Raw genomic sequence first — 23,913 nt, forward strand, 5'->3', positions numbered from 1 at the left:
GTCGCGGCCTCCGTCGGCGTGTCGCCCTCACGTTCCGGCGCGCTGCGTCGTCGGAGTCACGAGGCCGGATGCGGCATCCGATGGGAAGGTGGAGTCATGACGAACGACCGCGGCCACGGCCGCGAATCCGCGCCGGGCTTCGACCCGGTCGCGCTCGACGCCGAGCGCGGCCTGCTCATGAGCCTCGCGTACCGCATGCTCGGCACCGTCGCCGACGCGGAGGACGCGGTGCAGGAGACGTACGCGCGCTGGGTGAGGCTCGCACCCGCGGAGCGCGACGCGATCGAGAACCCGGCCGCGTGGCTCACGCGCGTCGTCGGCCGGGTCTGCCTCGACCAGCTCGGGTCGGCGCGTGCGCGCCGCGAGTCGTACGTGGGCGAGTGGCTGCCCGAGCCCATCCCGGGCGGTGCCGGGATGTTCGCGGCGCCTCGCTCGGAGGATCCGCTCGACCGGATCACGCTCGACGAGTCGGTGAGCACGGCGCTGCTCATCGTGCTGGAGTCGCTGAGCCCCGCGGAGCGCGTGGCATTCGTGCTGCACGACGTGTTCGCGGTGCCGTTCGCCGAGATCGCGGAGATCGTCGGCAGGTCGCCCGAGGCGTGCCGGCAGCTCGCCTCGTCGGCACGCCGCCACGTGCGCGAGCGACGATCGGGCGCGGCGACGCGCGAGCACCACGACGAGGTCGTCCGGGCGTTCATGGCGGCCGCGGCCACCGGCGACCTCGACGACCTGCTCGCCGTGCTCGACCCCGACGTGCGCCTCGTCTCCGACGGCGGCGGGCTCGCCTCGGCGGCGATGCGGCCCGTGCTGGGCGGCGACCACGTCGCGCGGTTCATCCTCGGCCTCAAGGAGAAGCGCGGCCCCGCGCTCGAACTCTCGGTCGCCGAGACGGCGGACGGCCTCACGCTCGCCTTCGGCGAGCGCGGCGCGATCGACACCGTGCTGGTCGCCGACGTGCGCGGGGACCGCATCGCGAGCATCTGGATCATGCGCAACCCCGAGAAGCTGCGGCTGTGGAACCGGCCGGCGTGACGGGCTGATCCGCGCGCACGAGGGCTCGCGACCTCACCCGACGTCGCCGGCGGGGCATCCCGCCGGCCCATCCGGGGGTTCACCGGATGCCCGCCGCAGGCGGCCGCCGATACCGTCGCGGCATGACCACGACCCAGACCGCCGTCACCGCCGCCGAACCCGACCCTCGAGCCGGCGGTGCGCCCGTTCCGACGCCGCCCGCCCCGAGCCGCGGGCGCCTCGGCGCCCGTATCGGCTGGACGTGGATCCTGCTCTCCTCGCTCGCGATCGCGGCGTTCGCGGTCGGGCCCTACCTGACGTCGTCGCTGGCCGCGCTCGCCGAGTCGGGCACCGGCGGGCTCGCGGACCACTACGCGGCGCAGCCGGCGTTCGTCCTCGTGGCCTTCTACGTCCACATCGTCGCGGGCGGGCTCGCGCTCATGGCGAGCCCGTTCCAGTTCTGGCGCGGGCTTCGCGACCGTGCGCCGCGGGTGCACCGCTGGACGGGGCGCGTCGCGCTCGTCGCCATCGCGATCGCGGGCCTCGCCGGACTGGCGCTCGCCCCCGTCAGCGTGGCGGGGATCGTAGGCACGTTCGGCTTCGGTGCGCTCGCCGTGCTCTGGGTCGCGTCGGCGTGGCGGGGGTACCGCGCCATCCGCGTCGGCGACGTGCCGTCCCACCGCGCCTGGATGATGCGCACCTTCGCGCTCACCTACGCCGCGGTGACGCTGCGGCTCTGGCTGCCGCTGCTGATGTTCGCGCAGGTGCCGTTCGCCGGGCCGGCCGGGTTCGACGCGGATGCGGCGTTCGCGAACGCGTACGCGGTCGTGCCGTTCCTCTGCTGGCTGCCGAACCTGCTCGTCGCGGAGTGGCTGATCCGGCGGCGCGGGCTGCCGTCGTACCGACTGACGGCGGCGTGAGCGCCGGGCGGGTGCCGATGCCCGGTGCATCGAGCCAACCGACCCGGGGGCGACGCCCGCTCCCGGGTCGGGGCGCGACTCAGGGCACGCGGTAGCCCGCGGCGCGGACGAGCTCGTACCACTCGGCGCGCGTCAGCGGCACGTCGGAGCCCTGCGCGGCGCCGGCGACGCGCTCGGGCGTCGTCGTGCCGAGCACGACCTGCATGTCGGCCGGGTGCCGCGTGATCCAGGCCGTCGCGATCGCGATCGGCGGCACGTCGTAGGCCGCCGCGAGGCGGTCGATCACGGCGTTCAGCTCGGGGTACTCGGGCGAACCGAGGAAGACGCCCGTGAAGAAGCCGGCCTGGAAGGGCGACCACGCCTGGATCGTGATGTCGTGGAGCCGGCAGTAGTCGACGATGCCGCCGCCGTCGAGGGTGGCCGACTGCTCGACGCCCTGCATGTTGGCCGCGAGGCCCTGCGTCACGATCGGCGAGTGCGTGATCGAGAGCTGCAGCTGGTTCGCGACGAGCGGCTGGGTCACCGAGCGCTTCAGCAGGTCGATCTGCGCGGGCGTGTGGTTCGAGACGCCGAAGCGGAGCACCTTGCCTGAGGCCTCGAGCTCGTCGAAGGCGCGGGCGACCTCGTCGGGCTCGACGAGGGCGTCGGGCCGGTGCAGGAGGAGCACGTCGATGCGGTCGGTCCCGAGCGCGCGCAGCGATCCGTCGACCGCCTCGATGAGGTGCTCGTACGAGAAGTCGAAGTACGGGCCGTCCTTGACGATGCCGGCCTTGGTCTGGATGGTGAACTCGTCGCGCTGCGACGGGGTGAGCTGCATCGCCTCGGCGAATCGGCGCTCGCAGCCGTGGAGCTCGTCGCCGTAGATGTCGGCGTGGTCGACGAAGTCGATCCCGGCGTCGCGGGCGGTGCGGACGAGCTCGCGCACGGCGTCGTCGCTCAGCTGCTCGATGCGCATCAGGCCGAGGACGACGTTCGGGGCGGCGAGGTCTCCGCCGCCCAGCTGGATGGTCTTCATCGATTCGACTCCTGTCGTGGTGGGTGCGGATTCACGATAGGCAGTCGCGATTCAGAAGTCCAACAACTCTCCTTCATGCGATTCAGAAGTACTCTGCATATATGGATCTCCGGCAGATGGAATACCTCGTCACGCTCGCCGACGAGCAGCAGTTCACGCGTGCCGCTGCGATCTGCGGAGTCTCGCAGTCCGGGCTGTCGGCCGCGATCCGCAGCCTCGAGGACGAGCTCGGCACCGCGCTGTTCGACCGCACGACCCGGCGCGTCGAACCCACCGACGCCGGTCGCGCGCTGCTCCCCCACGCCCGCACGATGCTCGCACAGGCGGGCGCCGCGCGCGACGCCGTGCTGCGCACGGCGCACGAGCTCACGGGCAGCCTGCGCATCGGCGCCGAGCAGTGCCTCGGGTTCGTCGACATCGGAACCCTGCTCGAACGCATCCGGCGCCGGCATCCGTTCGTCGACCTCGACTTCACCCAGGCGGGCTCGCGCGACCTCGTCGCTGCAGTCCGCGACGGCGACATCGACCTGGCCTTCGTCGCGGGGACCGACGTGCCGGCGCGGATGTCGCGGACCGAACTCGGCCGTCGCCCGCTCGTGCTCCTCGTGCCCCCCGGCCATCCGCTCGCCGGCGACGCCGCCGTCGACTGGGACGACCTGCGCGACCTCGACTTCGTGGACTTCCAGGAGTCATGGGCCGTGCGAGCCGTGAACGACGCCGCCTGCACCGAGCACGGCACGCCCCGCCGCATCCGCTGCACCGTGAACGACGTCCACACCCTGCTCGACCTCGTGCACCGCGACCTCGGCGTCGCGCTCGTGCCGCAGCACATCGCGGCGAAGCCCCAGGCGACGGGGCTCGTCGCACGGCCGCTGCCCGCCTCGGCACCGCAGTGGGTCGTGTCGCTCGTCGCGGGCGACGCTGCCGCCGCGTCGTCGTCGCTCGTCCTCGAGCTGCTCGACGCCGACCTCGCGCTCAGCGCCTGAGCCGCCGGCCTCGCACTCGTCGCCCGAGCCGCGGGGTCGCGCTCACGGCCCGAACACCTGCTCGAAGAGCCGCTCGTACGCGCCCGCGTTCACCGAGACGTTGCCCGCGTACGGGCGGTCCATGTCGGCCGTCGTGAAGATGACGAGGCCGATGAACAGTGCGAGCAGGCCCGCCATGAGCAGGTGCATGCGGAGGCTCCTGACGCTGATGAACGCGATGAGGATGGCGTTGACGGCGGCCCCGACCCAGATCACGACCCAGATCAGCGGCGGCAGGGCGAGCGCGGTCGCGTCGATGCGCTCGCGGCGGGCGTCGTAGAACGCTTCGAACGCCTCCAGGACCTGCTTGAACTCGGACTGCTCGGTCATGTTCCGCACCTCGACGTCGTGCAGGATCTGCTCGATCGCGTCGACCTGCCGGCTGCTCGAATCCGGCAGCACGCCCTGTCGCTGCTCCGGGAAGTCGGCCTCGATGACGGTGAGCACGTACGTCTCGAGCTCGACCCGCAGCCGGTCGCCGACTTCGTCGGGCAGCGCGGTCGTGGCGCGGACGAGCGCGCCGGCCTCGCCGGCCTCGCGCACGGTGACCGCTCGGGTCGCCGCGTAGTTCTCGTAGACCGACACGGCGACGAGCGCGAGCAGGATGCCGAAGAAGAGCCCGAACGTGCCGATGACATGGGCGAGCGTGCGGTCCCATTCGTCGGGATCGCGGACGAGCCGACGGACGACCGGCTTCAGCGCCCACACGAGGAGGCACGAGACGACGACGAACCCGCCGACGAAGACGGGCAGCGTGATCCAGATGGGGGTGTCGTAGAACCAGTTCACGCGGCCTCCCGGGCCCGTGCGACGCGCCCGGCCGAGGCGGATCGCGGACCGACGGGACCCAGCCTACGAAGCTCGCGAGGTCGGGCGCCAGAGCCCGCGCGGGGCGGCGCGGCGCCGAGTCGGGGCGGCGAGGCGCCGCAGTGCATCGCCCGCCGGGCGGCGACCTAGGCCGAGCGCGGCGCCGACGACGATCCGGGCGGCAGCTCGAGCGTCATGAACACGCTGTTCGGGTCGGGCACGTACCCGGCGAACGGGGCGCACTCGCGGAACCCGTACTTCGCGTAGAGCGTGCGCGCCGGGCGGAAGAACTCCTCGGAGCCCGTCTCGAGGCTGAGACGGGCGTACCCGCGACGGGCCGCCTCGGCGAGGACGTGCTCGAGCAGGCGCGTACCCAGGCCACGGCCGCGGGCCGCGGCATCCGTTCGCATCGACTTCAGCTCGCCGTGCCCGGCGTCGAGCTCCTTCAGGGCGACGCAGCCCAGCAGGTCGTCGCCGTCGCCGATGGTCCACAGCGTCACCTCGGGCACCGACAGCCCGGAGACGTCGAGCGCGTGCACGCTCTCGGCGGGCGAGGTCGCGAACATGTCGGCGAGGTGGTCCTCGAGCAGGCGGATGACGCGGGGGTCGGCGAGATCGGCGGGGAGGATGTCGAGGGCGGGGGCGGTGCTCACCGGTCCATTCTCCCGCGCGCGTGTTTCCCCCTCGTGACGACGGTCGGTGCGGAACGTGCGGCTCGTCTCCTCCACGGCACGCCCGGCCGACGTCAGCTCACGAGGCGGATCGGCGGCTCCGGCGCCTCCGGCTCGGGTTCCTGCGTCTCCCCGTTCAGCCGGCCCATGAGCCCGACCAGGAACCTCGCGACGTCCTCGAGTTCCTCCGGGGTCGGCACCCAGTGCACCGCCCCCGCCACCGAGCTCGCGAGCAGGTCGAACTCCTCCGCGAAGGTGCCGGTCAACGCGGGCACCGAGTACGCCGCCGCGTCGATCAGGTGCCGCACTGCGCGCAGGCGCTCGCCGGCGTCCAACCCGCCTTCGTCGGTCGCGAGCCCCGCACGCAGGATCCGCGCCTGGTCGATGAGCAGGGCGAAGTCGTCGTGCGCGAGCCCGAGTTCCTCGCGCAGCGCCTCGGGCGCCGGATCGAGCGGGATGCGCGACGGGTCGAGGATGCCGTGGCGCTCGAGTCTCGGACGCAGCGCCGCGAACCGCGCGATCTGCCATGCCGAGGCGATCGACGGCAGCACGAGCGCCCGCATCTGCGGCTCGTGGCCGAGCAGCATGAGCTCGGGATCGCGTGGCGCCTCGCGCTGGTAGTAGTCGACGTGCCGCGCGTACCTGACGCCGCGGATCGCCTCCTCGATGAGGGCGTCGCGCTCGGCCTGCGCCTCGATCGCGCGCGCCCGGCGCGCCGTGAAGCAGGCGTACGAGTAGCGGATCTCGATCTCGAGCGACGAGCCGGCCTCGCGCAGCCAGCGTCGGGCGGCGGCGGCCTGCCGGGAACCGCCCGCGGTGCCCGCGCGGCGCGATCCGTCCTCCTCGCCCCAGTCCCCCGCGACCTCCGGGTTGAAGATCATGTAGCAGAGGGCTGCGCGCGAGCGCATGCGGGAGAGCACGCGGTTCGGGTCGCGGCGGGGTGCGGCGCTCTCCTGCTCGAGCAGGTCGATGAAGCGGTCCACGGCGATCCGGACGCGCTCACGGCGACCGGCGACGTCGAGGTCGCCGTCGGCCGATCCGTCGAGGTCGGCGTACGCCGCCCAGTTGCGCGCGGCCATCATGTACAGCGTGAGGGTCCGCAGCAGCATCGCGCGCGGCTCAGGGGCCGGCGGGCGGGACTTCCGTCGATCGTCGATGCGGGCCTGGATCGGGCGGACCCCCTTGCGCAGGTCGGCCGGGTCGAGCCGCGCGGGACCGAGCTCGGCGGCGACCCGCACGTAGTCGTGCCACACCTTCCGGGCGACGCCGGCGAACACCTCGGGCTCGCCGCAGAGCCAGGCGGCCTGGTTCACGATGGGCTCGAGGCGGTCGAGGAACGACTCGATCGAGACGCGGTCCTCGATGGCGCCGTACCGGTCGAACACGCGATCGTACTCGGCGAGGATGCTCGTCGGATCCTCCTCGATCGCGCGGCTCAGGTAGTGCCGGCGCTCCTCGCCCCGCGTCATCCGGGCGAGGCCGAGGAACCCGACCGACTTCCAGCTCGTCGCACGGTAGAAGCCGCGCACGTCGGGGTAGCGCTCGGCCATCGTCATCGCGGTGAACCCGGCGGCGAGCGCGAGGAGCTTCCGGTGCTGGTCGAGCTCGATCGAGTCCCATTCGAGCACCAGTTCGACCTCGTCGAGCGCGTTCCCGTTGCGGCGCAGCGTCGCGATCGCCGACCGCGAGTCGAGGATCGTGACCTGCAGCATCCACGGCGCCGAGTTGAAGAGCACCTGGAAGAGCCAGGCGAGGGCGGATGCCACGCCGCTGCCGCTGCGGTCGGCGATCGCGATGAACTCGCCGAGGTCGGGCGAGCTCGGCCGTTCGACGCGCTCCCTCGGATCGTCGAGGTTGGCGTTGCGGACCTGCATGAGCGCGTCGATCGACCACGCCGTGTTCGTCGAGCCGTCGGACCCGATCACCTTCGCGTCGAGGCGCGACCTGGTCGCGAGGCCCGGTCCGAGCACCCCGATCGCGAGCAGGGCCGACGGAAGGGCCACGATCAGCCACGCCGCCGCGCCGTCCTCGGCGTAGGCCGTCGCGATCACGATCACGACGGGCACGAGGACCACGAGCGTCCAGCCGACGACCCGGAGCACGCCCCCCGTGCGTCGGGTGACCCTCAGGTTGCGGACGCCCGGCAGCAACGCGACGAGCCTCGCGCCGACCGCGAGCACGAGCCACGCGACGAGCATCGCGAGCAGGGCGTCGCCGAGCGGGACGAGCACGCCCTCGACGAAGGTGGCCCACCGCGCGCCGATGGCGGTCGTCCAGGCGCTGATCGAGGCCGTCTCGCCGATCGCGCTCGAGCACCCGGCGAGCGGCACGGCAGCGGCGATCGCGAGCGCCGCCCTCGGCGCTCGGATCGGTCGTGCTGGTGTGCTGGTCCCCCGCATGATCCGCGCCTGCCTGGCGCGATTCTAGTGACGCGGCGCCCCGCGGCGACAGGGCGCACCCTGAACCGGCTCGCCCAACTTCGCGGGGGTGTCGCCGCTCAGCGCCCGATGAGGTCGTTGAGCCAGCTCGGGCCGATCGTCGCGACGCCGCGGGCGAGCCGCTCGCGGAGCCCTCGGTCGGCGGTCACGACGAGCACGCGCTCGCCGGCCTCGGCGAAGCGGGCGGCCTCGTCGACGATCGCCCCGTCGCCGTCGGCCGGCGCGAGCACCACGTCGATCCCCTCCGGCGCGGAGGCCGCCTTCGCCGCGCCCTCGAGCACGGCGACCACGCGGGCGAGCACGACGCTCGGCTCCTCGGCGGCGTCGGCGGCGTCGGGGGCGTCGACCGCGCGTCCGACGAGCCGGGGCATCCGTTCGAGCAGTCGCGTCGCCGCGCCGGCGCGGTCGCGCCACCAGCCGTCGGGCCGCGAACCCACGACGTTGGCGACGTCGACGACGACCACGACCAGCGGGGCGGATGACGCCGGCTCGCCGCCCGGCTCGGCGCTCATCGGCCGGGCTCCCCCTCCTTGAGCGGGAGGATCTCACCGCCGGTCTGGCACTCGGGGCAGTACTGCGCGGTCGTGCTCGCGAAGGTGAAGTCGCGGATCTCGCCGCCGCACCCGCCTGGGCAGGGTTCGCCCGTGCGACCGTGCACCTGCATCGCCTCGACCTTCGCCGCCTTCAGCCGGTCGATCGGGATGCCGCGGCGCGCCTCGATCGCGTCGCGGATCGTACGGGTCGTCGCCTCGAAGAGGCGCTCCAGCTCGTCGTCCGCCAGCGTCGACGCGTGCGCGACGGGCGAGAGCCGCGCCGCGAAGAGGATCTCGTCGGAGTAGGCGTTGCCGATGCCGGCGAGCGACTCCTGCTCCTGCAGGATCGCCTTGAGCTGCTTGCGGCGACCGGCGACCGCCCGGTCGAACTCTGCGCGCGTGAAGGCCGGATCGGCGGGGTCGGGACCGTGCTTCGCGACCGCGGCGACCTCGTTCGCCTCGTCGACCACCCAGCATCCGAGCGAGACCCAGCCGCCGGCGTCCGTCAACTCGAGCGCGACGTCGCCGTCGAACTCGAACGAGACGAGAGCGGGCGGCGGCGGCTCGGCTGTGGCGCCCTCGGGGCCCGGCGCGGCGGCCGCATCGCCGTCTTCGTCGGCGGCCCAGCGCGCCCACCCGTGGCGCCCGAGCGAGACCACGAGCAGCTCGGAGCCGTCGAAGTCGACCGCGAACAGCTTGCCGTGCCGGGTGACGGCCAGCACCCGCTCGCCGACGAGCGTGGTCAGCGGTCGGCTCCGCGTCTTCGTGACGCGGAACTCGACGACGTCGACCGCCGCGACGGTGCGCCCGCGCAGCGTCGACTCGAGTTCGTCGACGAGGGCCTGGACCTCCGGGGATTCCGGCATACGGCCAGCCTCGCACGACCCGCTGTCGCTGCCAACGGCCTTCGGTCACTCCGGACGCACCTCGGCCCGGCCCGAGACCCGGCCGGGCCGAGGCGTCGTCGACGTCAGTGGGTCGCCGCCCAGTTCTTGAGCGTCGTCAGGCTGATCCCCGAACGGGAGTCCTTCTTGCTGAGTCGCAGCGCCTTCGCGATCTGCGTCGCCGAGCACCCGCCGGCGTCGACGACGGTGATCCCCGTGGAGACCCCGGTGCCGTCGACGAACTTGCCCGAGGAGTTCGCGAAGTACTTGCCCGCGGTCGGACGCGAGATGCTGTCGGGCAGCGTGGTCGACGCGCACGAGTCGGCGCTGTCGGCGACGCCGTCGCGATCGGAGTCGGACGTGGTCGCGCTGCCGCCCGAGCCTCCGGAGCCGCTGCACGTGAACGTCCACGTCAGATCGCTCGGGATCGTGCCCGAGGTCTCGAGGGTGGGGAACCTCGCTCTCCGGTCGCGGCGTCGGGTCTCGACGCCGTGCCCGTCGAACGGGCGCGCGACACGCCACCCCGGACACCACACCCCCGCATGGTGATTCCATCGAACACCTGTTGATGGGGTGTTTCCAGAGGGGCTTGCGCGGCGCTGTACGAACAGTCAGAATACTGTACATGCGTACAGCCTCGGTCGCCGACGACGACCTCACGGCGCGCGCCCGGATCGTCGCCGCCGCGCTCGACCGCTTCGCCGAGCACGGCTACGACGCGGCGACCATGCGCGACATCGCCGCCCACGCGGGAGTCAGCACCGCCCTCGTCACGCACCACTTCGGCACCAAGCAGGCGCTCCGCGACGAGTGCGACGCGCGCGTCGCACGGTTCATCGCCGAGAAGCAGGGCGCCGCGGCGCCCACCGACGTGCTCGGCGAGGTGCTCGGCACCTACGGCCCCTACCTCGCACGCATGCTCGGCGCCGGCGGCGCGGCATCCGACGCCCTCTTCGACCGGCTCCGCGAGGTCGCGCGCGCGTCGATCGACGACGGCTCGGCCAGCGGATGGCTCCGCCCCTCCCGCGACCCGGACGCGCAGGCCGTCGCCCTGGTGCTGCTCGGCGTCGCCCCGTTCCTGCTGCTCGACCGGCTGGCCGCGTGGGCGGGCGACGATCCGGGGGCGGCGCTCGCTCGCCTCGCCGTCCCGCTCGCCGAGCTGTACACCGGCGGGCTCGTGACCGACGACCGGCTGCTCGCCGCCACCGGCCTGGTCGGCACCGATCTCGCGGGCGCCGATCTCGCGGGCGCCGATCTCGCCGCAGAGGAGGCACGATGAAGCTGCTGCTCGTCACCGCGGGCTCGCGAGGCGACGTGGAGCCGTTCGCCGCGCTCGCGCGCCGCGCCTCGGCGGCCGGCCACGAGGTCCGCCTCGCCCTGCCCGACCGCTCCGGCGTCGACACGTCCGGTCTCGACGCCAGGAGTCTCGAGGCCGACTTCTCGTCGATCATCGAGTCGCAGGGCGTCTCGCCGCTCGCCGCGATGCGCAACCTGCGCGACGTCGTACGGCCCGTGATGCGCGCGGTCATCGTCAACGCCGGGCACGCGGCGCTCGAGTTCCGGCCCGACGTCATCGCGTGGCATCCGAAGGTGCTCTCGGCTCCGCTCGTCGCCGACGCGCTGGGCATCCCGCACGCGCTCGTCGAGATGGTGCCGGCGATGACGCCGACACGCGAGTTCCCCGCCGCCGGCACCGCCACGCGCGACCTCGGGCCGCTGAACCGGCTCACCTACCGCGCGGCGGCCGCCGCGGGCGGGATGTTCCGCCGCGAGGTCGACGAGGCCGCAGCGGTGGCCGGCGTGCCCCGCGCACGCCGGTCGTCTCCTCCCGCGGCGACGCTGCTGCCGATCAGCCCGGCGATCCTGCCGCGCCCGGCGGACTGGCCGGCGTCGGCCGTGCTCACCGGGGCGTGGCGCGCGACGGCACCATCGACCGATGCGACGACGGCGGATGCCCCGGCACCGGGCGCCGCCGACCCGGAGGCCGACCCCGACCTCGCCGCCTTCCTCGCCGGCGGGCCCTTCGCGTACGCGGGCTTCGGCTCGATGGCCGCCGGCGAGCCGGTCGCGCGCGGACGCGAGCTCGTCGCGGCGGCGCGAGCCCACGGCATCCGCCTGCTCGTCGCGACCGGCCTGGGCGGCATCGCGGTGCCCGACGACGCCCGGGGCGAGGACGTGTTCGTGACCCGCTCCGTCGATCACGCGTCGGTCCTCCCGCGTGCCGTCGCAGCGGTGCACCACGGCGGCATCGGCACCGTGCAGGCGGCGACCGCGGCGGGCACCGTGTCGATCGTGGTGCCGTTCATCGCCGACCAGCCGTTCTGGGGCTCGATGCTCCACCGCCGCGGGCTCGCACCCGCCCCGATCCCGCAGCGGAAGCTCACCGCGGAGCGCCTCGCCGACGCGCTCGCCGCCGCGCCGACCTTCCAGGCGGCCGTGGATGCCGCGGCCGAGCGCATGGCCGGCGAGGATGGTGCGGGCGAGGCGCTCGGCGTGCTCGAACGACTCGCCGCCCGGCCGAGGAGCGACGCGCTGCGCCATCCGTGACCGCCTCGCGGTGCGCCCCGATCGCCGATGCCGTTGTGCCCGCGGCCGCACGGGAGGATCCTGAACCCATGAACGACCGCGAGGAATTCCTGATCTGGATCAACAACTCGCTCGTCCGGGCCGAGCGAGCCCTCTTCAACGGCGACGCCGGTCCCAGGCGGTCGACCTGGTCCGCCTCCGACGACGTGAGCGTGCTGGGTGCGTGGCGCAACGCGGTCGGGCGTTCGGAACTGCTCGACGCGTTCGACGGGGTCGCGGCGAGCTTCGCCGACTGCACCGACTACGCGTTCGAGCTCATCTCCTTCGACGTCTCGGGCGACATGGCCTACACCGTCGGCTACGAGCGCATCTCGGCCATGAAGGACGGCGCGCCGAGCACCTTCACCGTGCGCTCGACGCAGGTGTACCGCCGCGAGGACGGCGAGTGGAAGGTGCTGCACCGGCACGCCGACACGATGGCGTGACGGCCTACAGCAGGATCGAGAGCGGCTGCTCCATGCGGCGCTGGAACGCGGCGAGCCAGCGGGCCGCGAGCGCGCCGTCGAGCACGCGGTGATCGGCGGACAGGGTCACGGTCATGACCTGGCCGACGGTGAGCCCGCCCTCGTCGTCCACCACCGGCATCCGCCGCGCCGCGCCGACCGCGAGGATGCCCCCGTGCGGTGGGCTGATGATCGCCGAGAACTCGGTCGTACCGTACATGCCGAGGTTCGAGACTGCGAAGCTACCGCCCTCGAGCTCGTCCTGGCGGAGCCTGCCTGAGCGTCCTCGCTCGACGAGGTCGGCGACGGTCGTTGCCAGCTCGACGAGCCCGAGCCGGTCGACGCCGCGCACCACCGGCATGAGCAGCCCATCGTCGATCGCGACCGCCACCGCGATGTCGGCGCTGCGATGCCGATGGATCACCGACTCGCCCCACGTCGCATTGGCCTCCGGCACGTCGGCGAAGGCCCCGGCGCACGCCTTCACGACGAAGTCGTTCAGCGAGACCTTGACCGGCGCGGCCTCGTTCACGCGACGCCGGAGATCGAGCAGCTCGTCGACGCGGCAGTCCGCACGGAGGAAGAAGTGCGGCACGCTGGTGGCGCTCTCGGTGACGTGACGCGCGATCGCGCGCCGCATGCGGGTGAGCGGGATGTCCTCGACCGGGCCGGCCGGCGAGGCCGGCGCTGCCGGTGCCGGAGCGGTCGCCGACTCCTGCGATGGCGCCGCGATCGGCGCGGACGACGCGGCCGCGGCATCCGCTGCCTGCGCCTCGAGGTCGCGCCGCACGATGCGGCCGCCGGGTCCGGTGCCCTGCAGCCGCGCGAGGTCGATCCCCTGCTCGCGGGCGAGCCGGCGCACGATCGGGCTCGCGAACCGGCGGGTCGTGCCGGCGTCCGGGCCCTCGGATGCCGCAGCGCCGGGATCCGACGCGGGCGACGACGCCGGCCCCGACGCCTCGCCGCGTCCGGCGAGCGGCGAGCCCGCCTCGGGCTCCGCGACGGGCGCTCCGGACTCGGGATCGGCGGCCGTCCCGGTCGCCGGCGCCGCATCGGGCGCGGTGTCCGGCGCAGCATCGGCCGCATCCGCCGCAACAGGCACCGCTTCCGGCGCATCCGCATCGTCGACGGTCTCCCCCGGCGCCCCGATCACCGCGATCGGCTCGCCGATGGCCACCGCGGCGCCCGGGTCGACGAGCAGCCGCAGCACGGTCCCCTCCGCCTCGGCCGCGTACTCGACGACGGCCTTCTCGGTCTCGACCTCCGCAAGCGGCGTGCCGACGGCGACCTGCTGGCCGGGCTCGACGAGCCACGCCTGCACTGCGGCCTCGGTGACGCCGGCGAGCACCTCGGGCATCCGGATCACGGTCGCCATCACGCACCGCCCATGCCGGTGCGGAGCGCGTCGATGCCCGCGACGACCTCCTCGGTGCGCGCGATCGCCGCGCGTTCGAGCACCTTCGAGATGCTCGGGCTCGCCTCGCCGCCCGTCACCCGCTGGACCGGTTGGTCGAGCCAGTCGAAGCATCGGCGCTGGATCTCGTCGGCCAGCCATCCGCCGTACGAGGTGCCGCGGGCGCCCTGCTCGACGATCAGGACGGCGTTCGTCTTCCGCACCGACGCCTCGATCGTCTCCCAGTCGATCGACGCGCGGTCGAGCCAGCGCAGGTCGATGACGTCGGCGTCGAAGCCCGTCTGCTCGACCGCCTCGAGGCAGTGACGGACCATCGACAGGTAGCTGATGATCGTGGCGTCCGCACCGGTGCGGCGGACGCCCGCCCGGCCGAACGGCAGCTGGTAGTCGAGGTCGCCTTCGGGGATCTCATCGGCGAGTCCGTACAGGTCGACGTGCTCGATGACGAGGACCGGGTCGTCGAGGGCGAGGGCGGCGTTCATGAGCCCGACGTAGTCGGCGGCGGTCGACGGCGCGACGATGCGCCATCCGGCACTCGTCGCGAAGATGCCCGCGGGATCCATGAGGTGCTGCGAGCCGTAGCCCGACCCCATGGCGACCTTGGTGCGGAGCACCAGCGGCACCGGGTTCACGCCGCCGAACATGTGCCGCGCCTTGCCGATCTGGTTGAAGACCTGGTCGGCGGCGACCCACATGAAGTCCGGGTACATGAACTCGACGACGGGCCGGAAGCGGCCGTCGAGCGCCATGCCGCCGCCGAGGCCGGCGAACGCGTTCTCGCTGATCGGCGTGCCGAGCACCCGGTCGGGGAACCGCGCGGCGAGGCCCTTCGTGGCGCCGTTCGTGCCGCCGGCGAGCCGGTGCACGTCCTCGCCCATCACGACGATCCGCTCGTCGGACTCCATGCGGCGGCCCATGACGGAGGCCACGGCGTCGACGAACTTCGACGGCGTCATGGGCACGTCGGCGCCGATCGGCTCGAGCGTGCGGGCGCCGGCCAGTTCGCTCGCGTCGCCGCGGACCCCGACGTCGACGAACTCGGGGTCCGGCCAGAGGCCGGGGCGGATGCGGCGCTTGCCCGGCTGCTCGGGGTCGTCCTCGAGCAGTTCGCCGACGGCCGCGCGCATGGCGGCCTGCGCCTGCTCCCGCACGTCGGCGACGCCCTCCTGCGAGACCTGGCCGAGTCGTTCCATCTCGCGGGCGACGAGGAGCAGGGGGTCACGCTCGCGCCACTCGGCCTCCTCCTCCTTGGTGCGGTAGCCGAAGGCGCTGCCGGGGTACGGGCCGTTCTGGTGGAAGAAGCGGTACACCTCGGCCTCGATGATCGCGGGGCCCTCGCCGGAGCGGATCACCTCCTCGGCCTCGCGCATCGCGAGGTGCACGGCGAGCGGGTCCATGCCGTCGACGCGCCAGGCGGGGATCGCGAACCCGAGCCCGCGTGCCGAGAGTCGCGGTTCGGCCGTCGACTCGTCGACGTTGGTGGACACGGCGTACCGGTTGTTCTCGATGAAGAACGCGAACGGCAGCTGCCACGCCGCGGCGAGGTTCATGGTCTCGAGCACCGAGCCGATGTTCACCGCCCCGTCGCCGAAGTAGCTCACGGTGAGGTCGCTGGTGCCCGCGTGCCGCTGCGCCCACGCATTGCCGGCGCCCATCGGCACGCCGCCGCCGACGATCGCGTTGGTGCCGAGCGCTCCCGCCTCGAACCACTGGAGGTGCATCGAGCCGCCACGGCCACGGCAGTACCCCTGCGCGAGCCCGAGGATCTCGGCAAGCGCCTTCTGCAGGACCTCCTGGACGGGCGGGGTGACGACGCCCTCGAGGTCGTGCCGCCCGCCCGCGACGTGCGTGAGGGCCTTCGCGAGGAACTGGTGGTGCCCGCGGTGCGAGCCGTTGACGGCGTCGCTCGAGCGGAGGCCGATGATCGAGCCGACCGCGCCGCCCTCCTGCCCGATGCTGGAGTGGGCGGGGCCGTGCACGAGCCCGTCGGCCGCCAGGTCGAGGACCGTCTCCTCGAAGGCGCGGATCAGGTGCAGCTGGGCGAGCATGCCCGTGAGCAGCGCGGGGTCGGCCGCCTCCCAGTCCTCGGGCGTGGTCGCGAGTTCGATCCACGGCCGGGCCGGATCGAGCGGTCTGCGTTCGGGCATCGTCCCTCTTCTCCGTCGATGAAGGATGCGTGCGCGCGAGGCGTGCGCTGGTCCCGATGCTAGACCCGATTGCATCCAATCGAAACCCTCAGCCGTGACAATCCTCGACTTTCTCCGTCAAGAGCGTCATGCTTGTATCCAATCAAGGAGGATGCGATGCCACTCCCCGGGATGCGCGGCAGCGACCACCTCGGCATCACGGTGCCCGACCTCGACGAGGCCGACGACTTCCTCGTGCGGGTGCTCGGCGCCGAGCGCTTCTACGAGCTCGGCCCGTTCGCGTTCGACGAGGGCGACTGGATGGCCGAGCACCTGAACGTGCACCCCCGGACCGTGATGCGGCGGCTCCGGTTCTACCGCCTCGGCAATGGAACGAACCTCGAGGTGTTCGAGTACGAGCCCGCCGACGGACAGCGGCCCGTGCCGCGCAACAGCGATCTGGGCGGCCACCACCTCGCGATCTACGTCGACGACCTCGACGCCGCCGTCGAGTACCTGCGCGCCGAGGGCGTATGCGTGCTCGGCGAGCCGACCATCAGCCGCAACGCGAGCGAAGGCCAGCGCTGGGTCTACTTCCTCAGCCCGTGGGGCATGCAGTTCGAGCTCGTCAGCTTCCCCGACGGCAAGGCCTACGAGCGCGGCCTCGACCGCACGCTCTGGCACCCGGCGCACCCGAGCCGGTAGGCATGAGGGCATGACGGTCACGACAGGCGGGCGCAGCACGCGCGGCGGCGACGCGGGCGCGCGCATCGCGGAGCAGCTCCGGGAGCGCATCCTCCGGGGCGAGGTGCCGCCGGGCACGCGCATCCGGCAGGAGGACGTGGCGACGCAGTTCGGCGCGAGCCGCGTCCCCGTGCGCGAGGCGCTCCGCATCCTCGAGCACGACGGACTGGTGACGCTGGTGGCCAACACGGGGGCCTGGGTCTCGCGCCTGACGCTCGCGGAGTGCGACGAGATCTACCAGATGCGCGAGCGGCTCGAACCGCTGCTGCTCCGGCTGAGCGCGCCGCACCTCAGCGGCGCCGACCTCGATGAACTGCAGGACCTGGCCGAGCGGATGGCGGCCACGAGCGACGTCGACGAGTTCCTGGAGCTCGACCGGGCATTCCACCTCGGCGGGTATCGCGGCGCGACCACGACGCAGCTCGGCGAGCTCGTCGTGAAGCTGTGGAACACCACGCAGCCGTACCGGCGGGCGTACTCGCGGTCGATGGACGCGGACGCCGCGCGCATCGTGCATGACGAGCACCACCTCATCGTCGCGGACCTCCGCGACGGCGACGTCGACGACGCCGAGCGCGTGCTGGCGGGCCACATCCGGCGCACGCGGCGGCGGCTGTCGCGGCATCCGGAGCTCTTCGAAGCCCTGCAGGCCTGAGCCCGCCGCTCGGGCCGCACCGGCCGAGTTCGCGCCTCAGCCCAGCGCGGCGACGAGGGCGTCGAGGAGCGACGGGTCGGGCTCGAGCTCGCCGCGCTCGATGCGGTGCGCGAGCGACACGACCGCCTCGTTGACGGGGGTCGGGACGCCGACGCGCCGGCCCTCGGCGACGACGTGCCCGTTGAGGTCGTCGACCTCGCTGTGCCGGCCCTTCCGCCAGTCCTGCAGCACGGTCGTGGTCGCGCCGGGCACGACGAAGCCCGCGAAGAGCTTGTCGGTCATGATGTCGACGACGCGGTCGGGGTCGGCCACCTCGTCGGGCCGGAGCCCGAAGATCGGCAGGATCGGATGGCCCAGGGCGACGCCCACGGCGAGCGCCTCGTTCCCCGCCGCGACCATCACGTCGCGGAAGCGCGGCAGGTGCAGCGCGTCGAGCATCGGCAGCCCGAGGATCGCCGAGGTCACCAGCAGCGTGCTGTTGCTGACGAGCTTCATCCACTTCGCGGCCTGGATGTCGTCGACGGCCTGCACGGTGCCGGAGTGGTGGAGCAGCGCGGCGATCTCGTCGACGCGGTCGGCCGGGCCGCCGGGCAGCGCCCCGACCGCGAACCACGACCGCGGCACGCCCGTGTGGCGCTCGACGATGCCCGGCGAGTCCATCGTCGCGGAGCACTCGATCACCGACCCGATCGCTCGGCGTGCACCGACGACCTCCTCGACCGTTCGGGCGGTCATGCCGTTCTGCACGCCGACCATGAGGCCGTCGTCCTCGAGGTACGGCGCGATGAGCTCGGCCGCCCACTGGGAGTCGTACGCCTTCATGAGCATGAGCACGACGTCGAAGCCGTGCTTCAACTCGGCGACCTCGCAGAGGTGCATCGTGCGCGGCCGCACGTGCAGTTCGCCCTCCGGCGAGTGGATGCGCAGCCCGTCGGCGCGCATGCGCTCGACGTGGGCCGGCCACTGCTCGATGAGCACGACGTCGAGTCCCGCCGCCGTGAGGTCGGCACCGATCGAGGCCCCATTGGCGCCCGCCCCCAGCACCGCGATCCGCTGCTCGCCCATGACGCCTCCGCACCTCCATCGGAACGCGACGAGGATACAGCAGGGATGTACACCGGCGCGCCGTTTCGCTGATAATTTGGACGAAACGAGCCCTCGTTGTTCATCGAGGGTGAACACTCCTCGACGACGAGAGCAGGAGCCATGATCCTCCACATCGCCACGTTCCGCTGGAAGGACGACGTCACCGAGACGGATGTCGCGGACCTCACCGACGCCCTCCTCGAGATGGCCGGCCGCATCCCGGAGATCCGCTCCTACGCCGCGGGCCCGAACCTGCACCTGCGGCCCGCGGGTGCCGACTTCGGCGTCGCCGCGCTGGTCGAGGATGCCGCGGGGCTCGACGCCTACCTCGACCACCCGTCGCACAAAGCCGTCTACGACCGGCTGCTCGGCCGCATGATCGCGGAGCGCAGCGCCGTCCAGCTGCCGGTCGAGGAGGGCTCGTTCCGGTGAGCTCCATGCGCGCCGCGGTGCTGCACGACGTCGGGCGCCTGAGCATCGACGAGGTGCCCGTGCCCGAGCCCGGGCCCGGTGAGGTGCTGATCCGCGTCGGCGTCTGCGGCGTGTGCGGCAGCGACGCGACGGAGTACGGTCGCGGCCTCGTGCTCGCGCAGCCGCCGGTGACGCTCGGTCACGAGTTCGCCGGCACCGTCGAGGCGGTGGGCGACGGCGTGACCTCGGTCGCGGTCGGCGCGACCGTGGTGTGCGGAGCGGGCGTCTCGTGCGGCGAGTGCGGGCCGTGCCGGCAGGGGCGCACGAACCTCTGCCGCAGTTACACGACGATCGGGTTCCATCGCGACGGCGGCCTCGCGGAGTACGTGACCGCCCCCGCGGGCATCGTGCTCGACGTGTCCGACTCGGGGCTGCCGATGGACACGCTGGGCCTCGCGCAGCCGATGGCGATCGGCGTGCACGCGGTGCGCCGCAGCGGGCTCTTCGAGGGACAGCACGCGGTCATCGTCGGCGTCGGCGGGATCGGCGCGTTCATCACGTTCGCCGCCGCGGCGACGGGCGCGAACGTCCTCGTCGTCGACCCGAACGCCGAACGCCTCGAGCTCGCCGAGCGGCTCGGGGCGGCCGCGTCGCTCCGCGCGGGCACCACGCCGCTCGCCGAGCACCTCGAGGGCATCGGCATCGAACCCGACGTGTTCTTCGAGGTCAGCGGATCGGCGCCCGGCCTGGCCTCCGTGATCGAGGCCGCGAAGCCGGGCGCGACGATCGTGCCGGTCGGCGTGCAGCGCGGTGAGCCGCAACTGCACCTGGCGCGGGTGACGCTCGGCGAGTTCCTCGTCGTCGGCACGGTCGCGCACGTCTTCGCGACCGACTTCCCCGAGGCGGTGCGCCTGCTCGCGACGAGGCCCGACTGGTCGGATATCGCGGGCGAGGCGATCCCGCTCGAGCGCGTCGCCGTCGATGCGCTCGAGCCGATGCTGCGCGGCGGTCCTCGCCGGATCAAGACGCTCGTCGACCCGTGGATCTCCGAGGCGCGGCCGGCGGTGCACGTCCGCGGGTAGCGCCGCGCGCCGGCATCCGCGGCGGCGCACCGAGCCCGCCGGAGCCGGCCGACGACGACGGGTCAGGCCCCGAGCTCGTCCATGGAGCGCAGCACGTCGACGGCCGAGCCGATGGCCGGCGAGCCGCTCGCCGTGTCGGACCCGGGCGCCGGCGGCATCGATTGGTTCTGCTGGCGCCGTCCGACGACGAACCAGACGCCCTTCGCGACCGTGTCGCCCTCGTTGACGTAGAGGTGCGGGCGCACCGAGTCGAACTCCAGCGAGTCGCCGGGCCCGAGCGTGTACGTGTCGAACTCGAGGTGCAGCGTGAGCCGCCCCTCGAGCAGGTAGGCGTACTCGACGCCCGCGTGGCGCATGAGCTTGCCCTCGACCGAGCTGCTCGCGCCGGGCTCGTACGTCACGAGGAGCGCGTCGGCCGGGCCACTGCTGCCGACCGCGAGGCGCTCCCAGCGCACCCCGTTCTCCATCTCGATGACGGGATTCTCGGCCGCGCGCTGGACGGGGGGCAGTGCCGGGCCGCGATGCCCGTAGAACGGCGCGGGCGCCCCGCCCGGCGCGCCGATGCCGAGCAGGTCGTCGAGTGAGGCACCGAGGTGGTTGGCCAGGGCGTACAGGGTCGCGACCGACGGCTGCGTCTTGCCGATCTCGACCTGCGAGATGAGGCTGGCCGAGACGCCCAGCGCCTGCGCGACGCTCCGCAGGCTGAGTCCGCGCTGCAGGCGTGCTTCGCGAAGGCGTTCACCGAGGCTGTCCGCCATGTGTGCTCCCCTGTTCCCCGGGCTGCGGCGTACGCCCGCTTCCGGCCCGGCCGTCGACGCCATTCTAGGGCTCGACAGGGCGCGAAATGTTAAGCTGTGCTGTACGCGGCGTACAGTGGCGCGCGGAGGAAACGTCAAGGAGGTCTCGATGAAGAGCACCGGTTCGACCGGACCCAACGCCGTCGACTGGGAGGAGCGCGTCGATATGGCGCGACTCCGCGACGACCGCCTGGCGAGGCTCAAGGCGCAGCTCGAGGCATCCGATCTCGGCGCCGTCCTCGCGTTCGACTTCTCGAACATCCGGTACATGAGCGCGACCCACATCGGCACGTGGGCGATGGACAAGCTCATCCGCTTCGCCCTGCTCACCCGCAACACCGACCCGATCGTGTGGGACTTCGGCTCGGCCGCCAAGCACCACGCGCTCTACAACCCCTGGCTCGACCTGACGACGGCCGAGATGGATGCCGACCCCAACGCCCCGCACGAGGGCGCGAAGCGCCCGCGGCTCGAGTCGGGCGCCCGTGCGGGCATCTCCACGCTCCGCGGCGCCTTCCCGCCCGACGCGGAGATCGCCCGAGGGCTCGCGAAGAAGGTCAAGCGCGAGCTCGAGAAGTTCGGCGTCGCCGACCAGCCGCTCGGCGTCGACGTGATCGAGCTCCCCGTGCTCTTCGCACTGCAGCAGGAGGGCATCGACGTCGTCGACGGCCAGCAGCTCTTCATGGAGGCGCGGCGCATCAAGACGCCCGACGAGATCCGGCTGCTCACCCAGGCCGCGTCGATGGTGGATGCCGCGTACGAGGAGCTCTACCGGTTCCTCCGCCCCGGCGTCCGCGAGAACGAGGCCGTCGGGCTCGTCGCGAAGACGCTCTACGACCTCGGGTCCGAGTACGTCGAGGGCGTGAACGCCATCTCCGGCGAGCGCTGCTCGCCGCACCCGCACGTGTTCTCCGATCGGCTGATCCGCCCCGGCGACCCGGCGTTCTTCGACATCCTGCACAGCTGGAACGGCTATCGGACCTGCTACTACCGCACGTTCGCCGTCGGGTCGGCGAGCTCGGCCCAGCGCGACGCGTACACGCGGGCGCGCGAGTACATGGACCGCGCGATCGCGCTCGTGAAACCCGGCGCGACGACGGCCGACATCGTGAAGGTCTGGCCCACGGCCCAGGAGTTCGGCTTCCCCGACGAGGAGGCAGCCTTCGCCCTGCAGTACGGACACGGCGTCGGCCTGTCGATCTGGGAGAAGCCGATCTTCTCGAGGCTGACCTCCCTCGACCACCCCGAAGAGCTCGAGGAGGGCATGCTCTTCGCGCTCGAGACGTACTGGCCGTCGGCCGATGGCTGGGGCGCCGCGCGCATCGAGGAGGAGGTCGTCGTGACCGCCGACGGCTGCGAGGTCATCACGAAGTTCCCGGCCGAGGAGCTCATCGTCGCCGGCCGCAGGTACTACACGGTGGACGGGCCGTTGAACCTCGAACGCGACTCGCAGTCGCACCGCAACACGACGTGGGGCCGGGGGGAGGCGTGACGACGCTCGGGTTCCTCGGCCTCGGCACGATGGGCAGCGGGATGGCGCGCCGGCTCGTCGACGAGGGCCATGCGGTCGTCGCGTGGAACCGCTCCCCCGATGCCGTGGAGGAGCTGGTCGCGGCAGGCGCCGAGCGAGCGGCGACGCCGGCCGATGCCCTCGCCGCGGACGTCTCGTTCGCGATGCTCGCCAACGACGAGGCCGTCGAGGCGGTGCTGACGGATGACGCGATCCGCGCCGCCGCCGGTCGCACGCACGTCATGATGGCCTCGATCAGCCCCGCGCTCGCCGATCGCCTGACCGAGCGCTTCGACCGCGCCGAGGCCGTGTACGTCGCGGCGCCCGTGCTCGGCCGGCCCGCCGTCGCGGCGGCCGGGCAGCTCAACATCATGGCGGCGGGGCCGACCGACGCGGTGGACGCCGCACTGCCGTACCTCGAGGCCATGGGGTCGCGCATCTGGCGGCTCGGCGAGCGGCCCTCGGTTGCGAACGCCGTGAAGGCGGCGGTGAACTACAACATCATCCACGCGATGCAGGCCCTCGGGGAGTCGATCGCGATGACCGAGCGCCAGGGCGTCCCGGCCGCGCAGTTCGTCGAGCTGCTCTCGAGCACGCTGTTCGGCGGGGTCGTCTACGGGGGCTACGGCGGCATCATCGCGGAGCAGCGCTACACGCCGCCCGGATTCCACATCTCGCTCGGCCGGAAGGACCTGGGGCTCGCCCAGGAGGTCGCCGAGGCGGGCGGCGTGACGCTCGCCACCCTGCCCGCGCTGATCGAGGTGTTCGAACGCGCCATGGCCGATCCCGACCTGAAGGACGCGGACTGGAGTGCGATCGCGGAGGTCAGCCGGCGCGACCTGCTCTGAGCCGGCGCGGCGCGTCCGAGTCGGCGGGCGCGGCGTCGGCGTGCGCTGAGGCTGGACAGCGCGGGCCGGACCTCGCGCCTAGGTGATGCTCCAGCCGCGGTCCACGTAGAGGTTGACCGCAGAGACCCCGCGGTTGCGGAGCAGGAACTGCACCGCGTCGACGACGTCGGCCATCGTGGCCAGCTTGCCGCCGGGCGTGCGGCGCTCGTACTGCTCGAGCACGCCCTCGGGCTTGTTCGCCCAGAACGGGCTGTCGCCGATGATGCCGGGGTGGAGCGCGTTGACGCGGATCGGCGCGAGCTCGAGCGCGAGCGTGTTGACGAGGCCCATAACCCCGCCGTTGATGGAGGAGACGGTCGTCGAACCGGGGTAGGGCAGGTCCTTCGCACGACCGCCGAAGAGCACGATGCCGGTGTCGACGCTCGGCTCCAGCCGGTCGATCAGGGCGTGCACGGTCTCGGTGTAGCCGATGAGCTTCAGCGTGACGAGCCGCGTGGCGCGATCGATGTCGTAGTCGCGGACGGTGTTCTGGTCGCGTTCGATCGCCGCGAGCACGAGCCCGTGCACGTCGCCGATCGAGCGGAGCTGCCCGGCGATCGTCTTGGGTTCGGAGATGTCGAGCGCGACCGCCGTGGCCTCCGGCCCGAGCGAGGCGGCGATCTCCTCGGTGCGCTCCTGGTCGCGCCCCGTGATCACCACGCGGTCGCCGCGCGCGATCGTGTCGCGTGCGAGCTCCAGGCCGATTCCCGACGTTCCGCCGACGATGACGATCGTCCTCGCGTTGTCTCCCACCGCTCAGGCCTCCTGAAAGTGTTACTGGACATCGTTGTGCAGCATTGCTTAACCTGAGTCAAGCCGACCGATTCGGTCGAAGTCAAGCGGCCCACCCGCCGCCGACGCCGTCTCG

At 72.8% G+C, this 23,913-nt stretch carries 24 protein-coding genes; 12 read left to right on the plus strand and 12 right to left on the minus strand.

The features are described from left to right. Positions 1-96 precede the first annotated feature (96 nt). Entirely contained in the window at positions 97-1,032 is a 936-nt protein-coding gene (sigJ, locus tag ABME02_RS01455) for an RNA polymerase sigma factor SigJ (protein ID WP_353813485.1), read from the plus strand. A 122-nt stretch (positions 1,033-1,154) separates the two neighbouring features. Beyond that, positions 1,155-1,931 carry a DUF2306 domain-containing protein gene (locus ABME02_RS01460; protein ID WP_353813486.1) on the plus strand — a complete coding sequence of 259 codons (777 nt, stop codon included), beginning with the start codon at positions 1,155-1,157 and terminating at the stop codon, positions 1,929-1,931. A gap of 79 nt (positions 1,932-2,010) precedes the next feature. On the opposite strand, the gene ABME02_RS01465 is transcribed toward ABME02_RS01460, so the two are convergent. After that, on the minus strand, positions 2,011-2,946 hold the full coding sequence (locus ABME02_RS01465; RefSeq protein WP_353813487.1) for an aldo/keto reductase: 936 nt from the start codon (positions 2,944-2,946) through the stop codon (positions 2,011-2,013). A gap of 101 nt (positions 2,947-3,047) precedes the next feature. Here ABME02_RS01465 and ABME02_RS01470 point away from each other — a divergent pair, with 101 nt between their 5' ends. Then, complete coding sequence (locus tag ABME02_RS01470) at positions 3,048-3,932, plus strand: LysR family transcriptional regulator (protein ID WP_353813488.1); 885 nt, start codon at positions 3,048-3,050, stop codon at positions 3,930-3,932. Between the two features lie 42 nt (positions 3,933-3,974). On the opposite strand, the gene ABME02_RS01475 is transcribed toward ABME02_RS01470, so the two are convergent. The 6 genes from ABME02_RS01475 to ABME02_RS01500 all read right to left on the minus strand — a co-directional run bounded on the left by ABME02_RS01475 (position 3,975) and on the right by ABME02_RS01500 (position 9,840). Beyond that, a complete protein-coding gene (locus tag ABME02_RS01475) occupies positions 3,975-4,760 on the minus strand; it encodes a bestrophin-like domain (protein ID WP_353813489.1) in 786 nt (261 codons plus the stop codon). Between the two features lie 164 nt (positions 4,761-4,924). After that, complete coding sequence (locus ABME02_RS01480) at positions 4,925-5,431, minus strand: GNAT family N-acetyltransferase (RefSeq protein ID WP_353813490.1); 507 nt, start codon at positions 5,429-5,431, stop codon at positions 4,925-4,927. Positions 5,432-5,523: 92 nt separating this feature from the next. Next, positions 5,524-7,848, minus strand: coding sequence for a hypothetical protein (locus ABME02_RS01485; RefSeq protein WP_353813491.1), 2,325 nt, complete (start codon positions 7,846-7,848; stop codon positions 5,524-5,526). Positions 7,849-7,946: 98 nt separating this feature from the next. Then, positions 7,947-8,399 (minus strand): hypothetical protein, encoded by a 453-nt coding sequence (locus ABME02_RS01490; RefSeq protein ID WP_353813492.1) that lies wholly within the window; start codon positions 8,397-8,399, stop codon positions 7,947-7,949. Next, positions 8,396-9,286: a DNA-formamidopyrimidine glycosylase family protein gene (locus tag ABME02_RS01495; protein ID WP_353813493.1), complete on the minus strand. Its 891-nt coding sequence runs from the start codon at positions 9,284-9,286 to the stop codon at positions 8,396-8,398. Before ABME02_RS01495 ends, ABME02_RS01490 begins: the two co-directional genes overlap by 4 nt. A 104-nt stretch (positions 9,287-9,390) precedes the next feature. Next, entirely contained in the window at positions 9,391-9,840 is a 450-nt protein-coding gene (locus tag ABME02_RS01500; protein ID WP_353813494.1) for a hypothetical protein, read from the minus strand. 89 nt (positions 9,841-9,929) lie between these two features. Between ABME02_RS01500 and ABME02_RS01505 the strand changes: the two genes are divergently transcribed. From ABME02_RS01505 to ABME02_RS01515, 3 genes are all read left to right on the plus strand, one after another. Beyond that, positions 9,930-10,583: a TetR/AcrR family transcriptional regulator gene (locus ABME02_RS01505; RefSeq protein WP_353813495.1), complete on the plus strand. Its 654-nt coding sequence runs from the start codon at positions 9,930-9,932 to the stop codon at positions 10,581-10,583. Next, positions 10,580-11,851: a glycosyltransferase gene (locus ABME02_RS01510; protein WP_353813496.1), complete on the plus strand. Its 1,272-nt coding sequence runs from the start codon at positions 10,580-10,582 to the stop codon at positions 11,849-11,851. Before ABME02_RS01505 ends, ABME02_RS01510 begins: the two co-directional genes overlap by 4 nt. A gap of 68 nt (positions 11,852-11,919) precedes the next feature. Continuing rightward, positions 11,920-12,315: a nuclear transport factor 2 family protein gene (locus ABME02_RS01515; protein WP_353813497.1), complete on the plus strand. Its 396-nt coding sequence runs from the start codon at positions 11,920-11,922 to the stop codon at positions 12,313-12,315. A 4-nt stretch (positions 12,316-12,319) separates the two neighbouring features. Here ABME02_RS01515 and ABME02_RS01520 read toward each other — a convergent pair whose 3' ends face one another. Together ABME02_RS01520 and ABME02_RS01525 are read right to left on the minus strand one after the other, a co-directional pair. Then, positions 12,320-13,708 carry a dihydrolipoamide acetyltransferase family protein gene (locus tag ABME02_RS01520; RefSeq protein WP_353813498.1) on the minus strand — a complete coding sequence of 463 codons (1,389 nt, stop codon included), beginning with the start codon at positions 13,706-13,708 and terminating at the stop codon, positions 12,320-12,322. Beyond that, the gene (locus tag ABME02_RS01525) at positions 13,708-15,894 is read right to left on the minus strand and encodes an alpha-ketoacid dehydrogenase subunit alpha/beta (protein WP_353813499.1); all 2,187 of its coding nucleotides are present in this window, start codon (positions 15,892-15,894) and stop codon (positions 13,708-13,710) included. Before ABME02_RS01525 ends, ABME02_RS01520 begins: the two co-directional genes overlap by 1 nt. A 156-nt stretch (positions 15,895-16,050) precedes the next feature. On the opposite strand from ABME02_RS01525, the gene ABME02_RS01530 reads away from it, so the two are divergent. Together ABME02_RS01530 and ABME02_RS01535 are read left to right on the plus strand one after the other, a co-directional pair. Beyond that, positions 16,051-16,578, plus strand: coding sequence for a VOC family protein (locus ABME02_RS01530; RefSeq protein WP_353813500.1), 528 nt, complete (start codon positions 16,051-16,053; stop codon positions 16,576-16,578). A 10-nt stretch (positions 16,579-16,588) separates the two neighbouring features. Beyond that, entirely contained in the window at positions 16,589-17,272 is a 684-nt protein-coding gene (locus tag ABME02_RS01535) for a GntR family transcriptional regulator (protein ID WP_353813501.1), read from the plus strand. A 36-nt stretch (positions 17,273-17,308) separates the two neighbouring features. Here the strand turns inward: ABME02_RS01535 and ABME02_RS01540 are convergent, their stop codons facing one another. Continuing rightward, complete coding sequence (locus ABME02_RS01540; protein WP_353813502.1) at positions 17,309-18,337, minus strand: ketopantoate reductase family protein; 1,029 nt, start codon at positions 18,335-18,337, stop codon at positions 17,309-17,311. 141 nt (positions 18,338-18,478) lie between these two features. Between ABME02_RS01540 and ABME02_RS01545 the strand changes: the two genes are divergently transcribed. Beyond that, a complete protein-coding gene (locus ABME02_RS01545; protein WP_353813503.1) occupies positions 18,479-18,790 on the plus strand; it encodes a Dabb family protein in 312 nt (103 codons plus the stop codon). 5 nt (positions 18,791-18,795) lie between these two features. Next, positions 18,796-19,851: a zinc-dependent alcohol dehydrogenase gene (locus ABME02_RS01550; protein WP_353813822.1), complete on the plus strand. Its 1,056-nt coding sequence runs from the start codon at positions 18,796-18,798 to the stop codon at positions 19,849-19,851. A 62-nt stretch (positions 19,852-19,913) separates the two neighbouring features. Here ABME02_RS01550 and ABME02_RS01555 read toward each other — a convergent pair whose 3' ends face one another. Continuing rightward, entirely contained in the window at positions 19,914-20,609 is a 696-nt protein-coding gene (locus ABME02_RS01555; protein ID WP_353813504.1) for a helix-turn-helix domain-containing protein, read from the minus strand. Between the two features lie 148 nt (positions 20,610-20,757). Between ABME02_RS01555 and ABME02_RS01560 the strand changes: the two genes are divergently transcribed. Both ABME02_RS01560 and ABME02_RS01565 read left to right on the plus strand, forming a co-directional pair. Further along, positions 20,758-22,140, plus strand: a complete 1,383-nt coding sequence (locus ABME02_RS01560; protein WP_353813505.1) for a M24 family metallopeptidase — start codon at positions 20,758-20,760, stop codon at positions 22,138-22,140. Next, positions 22,137-23,006 (plus strand): NAD(P)-dependent oxidoreductase, encoded by an 870-nt coding sequence (locus ABME02_RS01565; RefSeq protein ID WP_353813506.1) that lies wholly within the window; start codon positions 22,137-22,139, stop codon positions 23,004-23,006. The genes ABME02_RS01560 and ABME02_RS01565 overlap by 4 nt, the downstream gene beginning before the upstream one ends. 78 nt (positions 23,007-23,084) lie before the next feature. Here ABME02_RS01565 and ABME02_RS01570 read toward each other — a convergent pair whose 3' ends face one another. Further along, positions 23,085-23,798, minus strand: coding sequence for an SDR family NAD(P)-dependent oxidoreductase (locus ABME02_RS01570; RefSeq protein ID WP_353813507.1), 714 nt, complete (start codon positions 23,796-23,798; stop codon positions 23,085-23,087). Between the last annotated feature and the right edge of the window lie 115 nt (positions 23,799-23,913).

It is taken from the genome of Agromyces zhanjiangensis (genome assembly GCF_040496055.1).
GTDB classification, from domain to species: Bacteria; Actinomycetota; Actinomycetes; order Actinomycetales; family Microbacteriaceae; genus Agromyces; species Agromyces zhanjiangensis.

Excerpts from the sequence above, each read along its gene's own strand:
- sigJ (WP_353813485.1), top strand. The coding sequence starts at position 97 with ATGACGAACGACCGCGGCCACGGCCGCGAATCCGCGCCGGGCTTCGAC.
- ABME02_RS01460 (WP_353813486.1), top strand. The coding sequence starts at position 1,155 with ATGACCACGACCCAGACCGCCGTCACCGCCGCCGAACCCGACCCTCGA.
- ABME02_RS01465 (WP_353813487.1), bottom strand. The coding sequence starts at position 2,946 with ATGAAGACCATCCAGCTGGGCGGCGGAGACCTCGCCGCCCCGAACGTC.
- ABME02_RS01470 (WP_353813488.1), top strand. The coding sequence starts at position 3,048 with ATGGATCTCCGGCAGATGGAATACCTCGTCACGCTCGCCGACGAGCAG.
- ABME02_RS01485 (WP_353813491.1), bottom strand. The coding sequence starts at position 7,848 with ATGCGGGGGACCAGCACACCAGCACGACCGATCCGAGCGCCGAGGGCG.
- ABME02_RS01490 (WP_353813492.1), bottom strand. The coding sequence starts at position 8,399 with ATGAGCGCCGAGCCGGGCGGCGAGCCGGCGTCATCCGCCCCGCTGGTC.
- ABME02_RS01495 (WP_353813493.1), bottom strand. The coding sequence starts at position 9,286 with ATGCCGGAATCCCCGGAGGTCCAGGCCCTCGTCGACGAACTCGAGTCG.
- ABME02_RS01505 (WP_353813495.1), top strand. The coding sequence starts at position 9,930 with ATGCGTACAGCCTCGGTCGCCGACGACGACCTCACGGCGCGCGCCCGG.
- ABME02_RS01510 (WP_353813496.1), top strand. The coding sequence starts at position 10,580 with ATGAAGCTGCTGCTCGTCACCGCGGGCTCGCGAGGCGACGTGGAGCCG.
- ABME02_RS01515 (WP_353813497.1), top strand. The coding sequence starts at position 11,920 with ATGAACGACCGCGAGGAATTCCTGATCTGGATCAACAACTCGCTCGTC.
- ABME02_RS01520 (WP_353813498.1), bottom strand. The coding sequence starts at position 13,708 with ATGGCGACCGTGATCCGGATGCCCGAGGTGCTCGCCGGCGTCACCGAG.
- ABME02_RS01525 (WP_353813499.1), bottom strand. The coding sequence starts at position 15,894 with ATGCCCGAACGCAGACCGCTCGATCCGGCCCGGCCGTGGATCGAACTC.
- ABME02_RS01530 (WP_353813500.1), top strand. The coding sequence starts at position 16,051 with ATGCCACTCCCCGGGATGCGCGGCAGCGACCACCTCGGCATCACGGTG.
- ABME02_RS01535 (WP_353813501.1), top strand. The coding sequence starts at position 16,589 with ATGACGGTCACGACAGGCGGGCGCAGCACGCGCGGCGGCGACGCGGGC.
- ABME02_RS01540 (WP_353813502.1), bottom strand. The coding sequence starts at position 18,337 with ATGGGCGAGCAGCGGATCGCGGTGCTGGGGGCGGGCGCCAATGGGGCC.
- ABME02_RS01545 (WP_353813503.1), top strand. The coding sequence starts at position 18,479 with ATGATCCTCCACATCGCCACGTTCCGCTGGAAGGACGACGTCACCGAG.
- ABME02_RS01550 (WP_353813822.1), top strand. The coding sequence starts at position 18,796 with ATGCGCGCCGCGGTGCTGCACGACGTCGGGCGCCTGAGCATCGACGAG.
- ABME02_RS01555 (WP_353813504.1), bottom strand. The coding sequence starts at position 20,609 with ATGGCGGACAGCCTCGGTGAACGCCTTCGCGAAGCACGCCTGCAGCGC.
- ABME02_RS01560 (WP_353813505.1), top strand. The coding sequence starts at position 20,758 with ATGAAGAGCACCGGTTCGACCGGACCCAACGCCGTCGACTGGGAGGAG.